Here is a 7,719-nt window from a genome sequence, read left to right on the forward strand (position 1 = left end):
TCAGTGGAAACTAAAATCAATCAAAGATCATGAAACACTTTAAAAACCTATTCTTTATTCTTCTATTGCTGATCAGCAGCTGTGAAAAAAAAGAACAAGCACCCGAAGCTCAGAATACAGTTCCCGAACTCGTAGACAGGGAATTATATTTTGGAAATCCTGATAAAATACAAATTCGAATCAGCCCTGATGGCGCCTATTTCAGTTATAGAGCTCCTAAGGATGGAGTGATGAATATATGGGTGGCACCCATTGATACACCTGACAATGCTGTGGCCGTTACCAATGACACTTTAAGGGGTATTAACGGATACACCTGGTCTTACAAGCCCGGCATTTTATTATATGCTCAGGATGTTGGAGGTGATGAGAACTGGCATGTACATAAAGTAAATGTAGAAACCAAAGTTGATGAAGACCTTACGCCAATAGAAAACATCATTGGACCCGATGGGGAAGCACTTATAGACCCTTCTAATGGAAAAGTTGTGCGTCCAAGAGCTAATATTTTAAGCGTCACAAAAGAAGATCCAAACAATATTCTGATACAGATTAACAACGTGGACCCTGCACTAATGGATGTGCATAAAATCAATCTTGAAACTAACAAAATGGAATTGGTTTTTAAAGATGAAGGGTATGCCGCTATCACCGTAGATAATTCTAATACCGTGCGCCTTGCATCCAAAATGTTAGCAGATGGAGGTATGGATGTGATTAAGATTGATGAAAATCAAGGTACATCACATTATATGAAAATTCCTCAGGAAGATATGATGAATTTCGGCATATGGGGCTTCGACAAAACGAATGAAAACCTTTATATAGGTGACAGCCGTGGCAGAGACAAGGCTGCTCTGTACAAAGTCAACATTAAAACAGACGAAAAAGAGTTAATCGCCGAAAACGAAAAAGCTGATATTTCAAACATTCTAGTAAATCCTATCAGCTACGAGGTAGATGCTTTTGAAGATAATTATTTCAGATCTAAATGGGTGGCCGTTTCAGATGATCTAAAAGAAGATTTGGCTTATCTGGAAGCCTTTAATGAGGGAGACTTTGGTGTTTACATGAGGTCCGCGGATGATAAGACCTGGATCATCGCCTATGACTCTCCTAAAGAGTTTTTGAAATACTACAAGTTTGACAGAAATACCAGAAAAGCAACTTTTTTGGTTTCTTCCAAACCTGCCTTTGATGATGTGCAATTAGCCAATATGTATCCTATTGAAATAGACAGTAGAGACGGTCATAAACTAGTTTCATACATGACAATTCCACATGAAATTGATGCCGGTGGAAAAACAAAAAAACCGGCTCCTATGGTACTTCTCGTGCATGGTGGACCATGGGGAAGAGACGGTTTTGGTTTTAATGGAATGCACCAATGGCTTGCAAATAGAGGGTATGTGGTTTTAAGCGTCAACTTTAGGGGGTCCACCGGATTCGGAAAAGAATTTGTAAACATCGCCGCAAAGGAATGGGCCGGGAAAATGCATGATGACCTGATTGATGCAGTAGACTGGGCAGTAAACAACAACATCGCAGAAAAAGACAAGATCGGAATAATGGGCGGAAGCTACGGAGGGTATGCCACCTTGGTAGGAATGACTTTTACTCCTGATGTTTTTGCCTGTGGTGTGGATATTGTTGGTCCTTCTAACCTCACCACACTACTAAATACCATTCCTCCTTATTGGAAATCTATCAGAGATCTTTTTGTATTCCACATCGGAGATCCTGACACACCTGAAGGCAAGTCATTACTGGAGGAACGCTCTCCTTTAACACGTGTTGACAGTATAAAGAAACCTCTGTTGATAGGGCAAGGGGCCAATGACCCCAGAGTAAAACAGTCTGAAGCGGATCAAATAGTTGATGCCATGAATAGCAGAGAAATCCCGGTGACCTATATTCTGTATCCAGATGAAGGTCATGGCTTTGCAAGACCCGAAAACAGTTTGTCATTTTTCGCAGTCACTGAGATGTTTTTATCAAAACATCTGGGTGGAAGGTACCAGGAAGTTGGCAACGATTTTGAAGGTAGCAGCATAGACATAAAAGACAGTGGCAACCTCAAAGAATTAAATCAGATCAAACCGTGAGGAATGATATGATCTTGTCAAATGATAGTTTTTAATTCCATTCGATAAATAATTAAGGGGATTCGGACAATTATCAAAGTCCTTCGTCCCAATGCACCCTTGATTTATTGAGTCTTTGGCTTATTTTGTAATTCAATCAAAAAACCAAACAACCATGAAAAAATTATTTACAATCTTATTCGTATTTGCCTGCCTGATCATGAGTGCGCAGGAATCTTATTGGACCAATTACACCTTTATTGTTGAACCAGAAAATGAATCTGTTGTTTTCAAACTCATTGACGATTATTTTAAGGAGCACAAAACGGAAGGAATAACGGTTTCGCTGTATGCCAATCATTTTCACGATGAAGAGAATACTGCCACACATATGATCGTATTTGCAGGTTCTCTGGATGCCCTGGGCGGAATGTATGCAAGTGATGGAGGCGATGCCTGGGATTTACTGGGAGCAAGACTCGATCATCACATTAAAGATGGATCCGGCGCTCGTATGGGAACCATGAAAAAAGCATATGGAGATTCGGCAGGAGATCATCCCATTCAGCGCTACTACATTCTTGATGTAGAAGATTACGCAGCTTTTGAAAGCAGCCTGACAAAATACAATACCGATCATGCTCCTGCCGGAAGAGCAGTAATGATGGGTAATATCACATCGGGTGTGTCCCCTGAAGGAGAAAACCATTGGGTAATCGATGGATATAAGGATTTCAAAGGTGCCATTGGAGGCGCCAATGCAGGCTTATCCGACTCGGATAAGGCCAAACGCCAAGCAGATTGGAAAACTTTCCAGGACAATAATGGCGGTGTGCGTCTGGTTAGATCCGGACTAAGAGTACGTCTGGGACAGTGGTAAATTATCTTTTATCAAAAATGAAAAACCTTCCTTTGGGAGGTTTTTTTATGCATAATAATTGCGTCAAAACACTTTTTTAGGAGTGCAATTCACTGAGTAATTTCTTGACTCTTTGAGTAATTCTATTCACATGTTGTCAACAATTTTCGTTAATAAGTATCTTAATAACTAATAAGTGTCGGATTATCAGGTGTATAAATAAATTATTAAGTTGTAGCTATATTAATCCGAACTCAAATCCCTCTATGATTTCTCTAAAAAAAGAACGATGAAAAAATTAATGACCGTGCTTTTACTAGGTATTCCTTTTGGAATTTTAGCCCAGGGCACACAAGATTCTCATGCCGATGCTGATGATATTTTCAACATGTCGTATGCTGATGCAAGCAATGTGGAATCCAATGAAATCAACAAAACCCGAATACATGCTAATGCAGTGGACAATGCTGTTTATGTTTCAAAAGAAGATCTAATGACAGTCAAAGATTCATGGCTGGACAATCCTGGTTTCGATATTCAGGAAAATATGATTGCCTACACCAAAGATCAAAAAACTGTTTTTTTCAGCGCCAATAAAAAACTGAAAACAAAAAGTGTTGATGAAAGCAATTTAAAAATTAAAAAATCAGTGCAGTTGCAATTATTTAAAGCCGATGTTACCGAAAGTGGTGATTGGGTTAATTTAGAAATGCTGCCTTTTAATGGTAAAAAGCATTCTACGGGCCACCCTTCCTTGAGCAGCGACGACACCAAATTATATTTTGTTTCTGATGGTCCTGAGTCTACTGGTAAAACAGATATTTTTGTGGTTGAACTTTTGGAAGAGGGCAACTATGGAACACCTTCAAACATGGGACCAAAAATCAATACTTCTGAAATTGAAATATTTCCTTATGTAGATGAAAGCGATGTTTTATACTTTGCTTCTGATAAAGATACTGAAGGAGATGAATTTGATGTTTTTGCCTCTCAGGTTGTAGACGATGTACCCATGGCGGCCGTTAAAATTGATGTCGATCTGAATGCTTCAAAAGAAGACTATGTTGCTGCATTTAATGCCATCGATGCCGACGTCATCATGACAGCTGAAAAAGCGGCTAATTTAAGGGACCTCGAAATACTTCTTGAAGCTGAAAACTTAGCAGCGATCAAGCAAATAGAAAATGATCTGTCTAAGGACCTTGATGGTGCTGCTTACGATTTCAGCAGTGAAACTGTTTCTTATACCGTACAAATCGGAGCCTTCCAGAAAAATGTTAAAACAGGCACTTATGACACCTCTTCAGGGCTTTTTAACCAGAGATATGACGATGGTTATAATCGTTTTTATTCTGGTGTTTTTAGCTCACAAGCGGAAGCTCAAAAGCATTTGGATGAAATGAAACAAAAAGGCTATAAAGATGCTTTTGTTTTAGGCCTAAAAGGACAAGAAAGATTTTTACCAGAATAAAATAGTAGGGATACCTATTTAATATAGTACTCATTTGTAATCAAAGAAAGGCCTGATTGAACGATTCAATCGGGCCTTTCTATTCTACTACCTAATTAACATAAGGCTGAAAATCTTACATTCATTTCTGTTTTAGAATTGAAATTAAATGCATACCTATTCCTTAAATTTTTACTATTTTTAAAAAATTGAGGTATTTATCCTATTTTTGACATTGATACCCAAATTGATTTTTAATTCGAAATAATATGAAAAACTTGATTCTTAAAACATCCACACTATTTTGTCTACTTTTAATAATGACTTCTTGTAATTCTACTAGTGGCGACACAGCAAGCGTTCGCATTGATAAAGAACAAATTAAAAAGGAAATTCAAGCAAGAGAAAATCAATTTGCTAAAATTTATAATACAGGAGAAGTTAAAAAAATCGGGTATTACGCTGACGATGCGGTAACCTATTACCAGAATATGGCTCCGATCAGCAGCAAAATGGAGCGCTACGATTTTCTAATGTCCGACCTTGGCTCAAACAGCAATAAAATTTCTTTTACTACTACTGAAGTATTCCCATCAAATGATGGTATGCAGGTACTTGAAATTGGCTACTATACGGTAGTTGATTCAACCAATACAGCGATCAATACTGGCAATTACATGAGTTTGTTTGAAAAAAGAGACGGCCAATATGTCTGCCTCAGAGACATGAGTGCCTCTGACATGCCTCTTGACTAGTTGTAACCACAACTACTTACCGTTTTTATCGTCTTCGGCCTCCGCCCATAGACCTACCTCCACCGGAACGTGATGCACCTGACGAACGATTTGAAGAGTTCATAGAGCGTGACGCAGATGATTTTTGTGAAGATGATGATGATCTGTTATAATTAGAACTTCTGTTCGCGCTACTACTGCGATTCTGAGAACTGTTAGATGACCTGTTGTTTGCTGTTGACTTATTATTTGAAGTTGCCGATCTGTTTGCTGTAGAAGCCCTGTTCGACGTAGCAGCATTAGTACCTCCACGATTCCCTTGTGAAGTAGATGGACGAGAACCAGTTTGCCCTGCTGTTTTAAAGTTTCCGTTCTTGATATTGTTATTTACAGTATTCGAAGTATTTCTCTTATTTCGGTTATAATTATTGTAATGATTGTGATGATGTACATGCACCGAACCACGACCTCTGTGGTAATGGTGATGGTGATGCCAACGGTTACGACGATAAATTCCAATTGAAACTACTGCTACCGGTCTCCACCAATGAGGATAGTAACCATAGTAATAAGGAGTGTAATAGGGCACATAGGTTGTTGAATAAACATATTGTACTACCGGAGTTGATTCCACAACAATAACTTCTGTTGTCGCCTCAACATTCACGGTAACAGGGTCTTCTCCCACATAGCCGGGATTTGCCGTGGAAGCAGCCCGAACTTCAGTGGAGGGTTCTACAACATAATCTTTTCCATACAACGCCTCATCTCCAATAATCTGCATATAAACCTTTCCGGCCTCATCCTTGGAAACAGCAATTACCGCTACATCCTGTGTTTCTTTTTCGCTGATTGGATCTTGTAAAATAAACAAAAAATCGTCCCCGTCTTGCTCCGTAACCACCTTTATAAAATCAACCTTCCCGTCGTTATTAAGGTCCAGGTTGTTAACACCAACATTTTCATCATTTAATGATTTTTCAAAGTCTTCAATGGTTTTAGAATTTTGAAAAACATCCAAGACCGCATACAAATCCAAGTCATCTCCTGGAAGCCCCAGTAAAGGCTCATCATTTTCATCCTGGGCATAGCCCGAGAATTGAAACAAAAAAACCGTTAGCAAGATTAATTTTACATATTTATTTATCATAATATCCTATTTAGGCACTTCCGACATCAAAACTTACGTGTTCATTTAATCTGCCGCTATTCACAAAGATAAAAGTTTTTATCACATATGGGGTTCTGATAACTTAATCACGATCAATAATCGGGCCTTTCGATCAAAACCTGCAGTTTTAACTCAATAAATGAACTCAAATTCCCACCAGCTGGATAAAACTTTCCACAAAAAAAGCAGGGAGTGTGCACTCCCTGCTTTTAGCATTTCTATTTATTCTGATCTCCTATTTGTCTTTAATAATCAAAGTCCATCGGAGCATCCATATAATCCATTTCACTCGCTGCCGGATAATTATCCATCATTTCATATTCTATCTGAGGTTGCATCTGAGGCTGCATTTCTTCATATTGCTCAGGCATCATCTCTTGCTGCGGCATTACCTCCTCCTGCATCATATCATTGTCATAAGTCTGATCATCGTAGGTTTCAGGTTGCTCATAATTGTCATAACTTTCATTCAGATAATCATTTGTTCCTTCCATCTCCATCGGCATCACATCCACATCTAAGTCATAATCATAAGAATCTATTGCACCATCTAAATAACCCCAGTCATAGGCATAGTCGTCATAAATATCCACATATATATCTACATAGCCGTAGTAAAATCCAGGATACCATGGACCCCAATACCAATGGTAGGCCCACATCCATCCATTAATCATATGCATGGCCGACATGGCAAAGAAAAAACCTGAAGGATGATGTCCGCAATGGACAACCTGATTTGATTTTTCCTTGATTTTCTTCACCTTCTTTAACATTTCCTTGTTGTTACCAACTTTTGCCTCAAGCTCAGAAAGTTTTCCCTGCAGCTCCTTATTCTTCTGCTTAATTTCATCCAATTGCTTTTTCTCCTTGGATGTCAACTCTGCTCCATCATTTTTCCTTTGGGCCTCCTTACTGTAGTTTTCATACAACAAGTTAACCGCCAAAGATGCCTTATCAATACCTTCTTTCACCTTAGGATCTTTAGCTCCAAGCATATCATAGGTAGTAAGTAACTGCTCTTTGGCTGTCACCGTTTCTCCCAATGCTTTATGAAATCCATCATCTTTGAGAAACAAATAATTATTTAATTTCTCTACAGAGGCATTTAGTTTTTTTACCGAATTCCAAAAAGGTTCAGCGTGTTTATTCTGTCTCTTTAAGTTTTTATCCGTGGTTTCCTGGCCTGCTTTTACAATAAAAGCAACAGCCCTTTCTGTCTTTTTTACTAATTCTTCCGCATTGATCTTCTCATTATTATCCGCCGGAGGATTTGTAGCTGCTTGTAAATTATATCCAAAAGATACCGTTAACAGCAACATTACTAAAATTTTAATCGTCGTCTTCATATCTACTATTTTAAAGATTATTATTCTTGTTATCTACAACAGGGATAAGAACCTAAAAAAACCCTAAAAAAA

At 38.4% G+C, this 7,719-nt stretch carries 6 protein-coding genes; 4 read left to right on the forward strand and 2 right to left on the reverse strand.

Features of this window, described 5'->3' with window-relative positions; all coding sequences use genetic code 11:
* The first annotated feature begins 29 nt into the window (after nt 1-29).
* The 4 genes from ACR2MV_RS08250 (at nt 30) to ACR2MV_RS08265 (ending at nt 5,148) form a co-directional block, all read left to right on the forward strand.
* Nucleotides 30-2,105: an alpha/beta fold hydrolase gene (locus ACR2MV_RS08250; RefSeq protein ID WP_434021433.1), complete on the forward strand. Its 2,076-nt coding sequence runs from the start codon at nt 30-32 to the stop codon at nt 2,103-2,105.
* Between the two features lie 154 nt (nt 2,106-2,259).
* Nucleotides 2,260-2,964, forward strand: coding sequence for a hypothetical protein (locus tag ACR2MV_RS08255; protein ID WP_434021434.1), 705 nt, complete (start codon nt 2,260-2,262; stop codon nt 2,962-2,964).
* Between the two features lie 268 nt (nt 2,965-3,232).
* Nucleotides 3,233-4,414, forward strand: a complete 1,182-nt coding sequence (locus ACR2MV_RS08260; RefSeq protein WP_434021435.1) for a hypothetical protein — start codon at nt 3,233-3,235, stop codon at nt 4,412-4,414.
* A gap of 299 nt (nt 4,415-4,713) precedes the next feature.
* The gene (locus ACR2MV_RS08265; protein WP_434021436.1) at nt 4,714-5,148 is read left to right on the forward strand and encodes a YybH family protein; all 435 of its coding nucleotides are present in this window, start codon (nt 4,714-4,716) and stop codon (nt 5,146-5,148) included.
* Nucleotides 5,149-5,173: 25 nt separating this feature from the next.
* On the opposite strand, the gene ACR2MV_RS08270 is transcribed toward ACR2MV_RS08265, so the two are convergent.
* Nucleotides 5,174-6,277: a hypothetical protein gene (locus tag ACR2MV_RS08270; protein WP_434021437.1), complete on the reverse strand. Its 1,104-nt coding sequence runs from the start codon at nt 6,275-6,277 to the stop codon at nt 5,174-5,176.
* Between the two features lie 266 nt (nt 6,278-6,543).
* Entirely contained in the window at nt 6,544-7,647 is a 1,104-nt protein-coding gene (locus ACR2MV_RS08275; RefSeq protein WP_434021438.1) for a hypothetical protein, read from the reverse strand.
* Nucleotides 7,648-7,719: the final 72 nt, after the last annotated feature.

The organism is Lutimonas sp. (assembly GCF_051011215.1).
Lineage (GTDB): Bacteria > Bacteroidota > Bacteroidia > Flavobacteriales > Flavobacteriaceae > Lutimonas.

What these genes read in the sequence shown, in the direction of transcription:
- ACR2MV_RS08265 (WP_434021436.1), top strand. Translation starts at nt 4,714, where the DNA reads ATGACTTCTTGTAATTCTACTAGTGGCGACACAGCAAGCGTTCGCATT.
- ACR2MV_RS08255 (WP_434021434.1), top strand. Translation starts at nt 2,260, where the DNA reads ATGAAAAAATTATTTACAATCTTATTCGTATTTGCCTGCCTGATCATG.
- ACR2MV_RS08275 (WP_434021438.1), bottom strand. Translation starts at nt 7,647, where the DNA reads ATGAAGACGACGATTAAAATTTTAGTAATGTTGCTGTTAACGGTATCT.
- ACR2MV_RS08260 (WP_434021435.1), top strand. Translation starts at nt 3,233, where the DNA reads ATGAAAAAATTAATGACCGTGCTTTTACTAGGTATTCCTTTTGGAATT.
- ACR2MV_RS08250 (WP_434021433.1), top strand. Translation starts at nt 30, where the DNA reads ATGAAACACTTTAAAAACCTATTCTTTATTCTTCTATTGCTGATCAGC.
- ACR2MV_RS08270 (WP_434021437.1), bottom strand. Translation starts at nt 6,277, where the DNA reads ATGATAAATAAATATGTAAAATTAATCTTGCTAACGGTTTTTTTGTTT.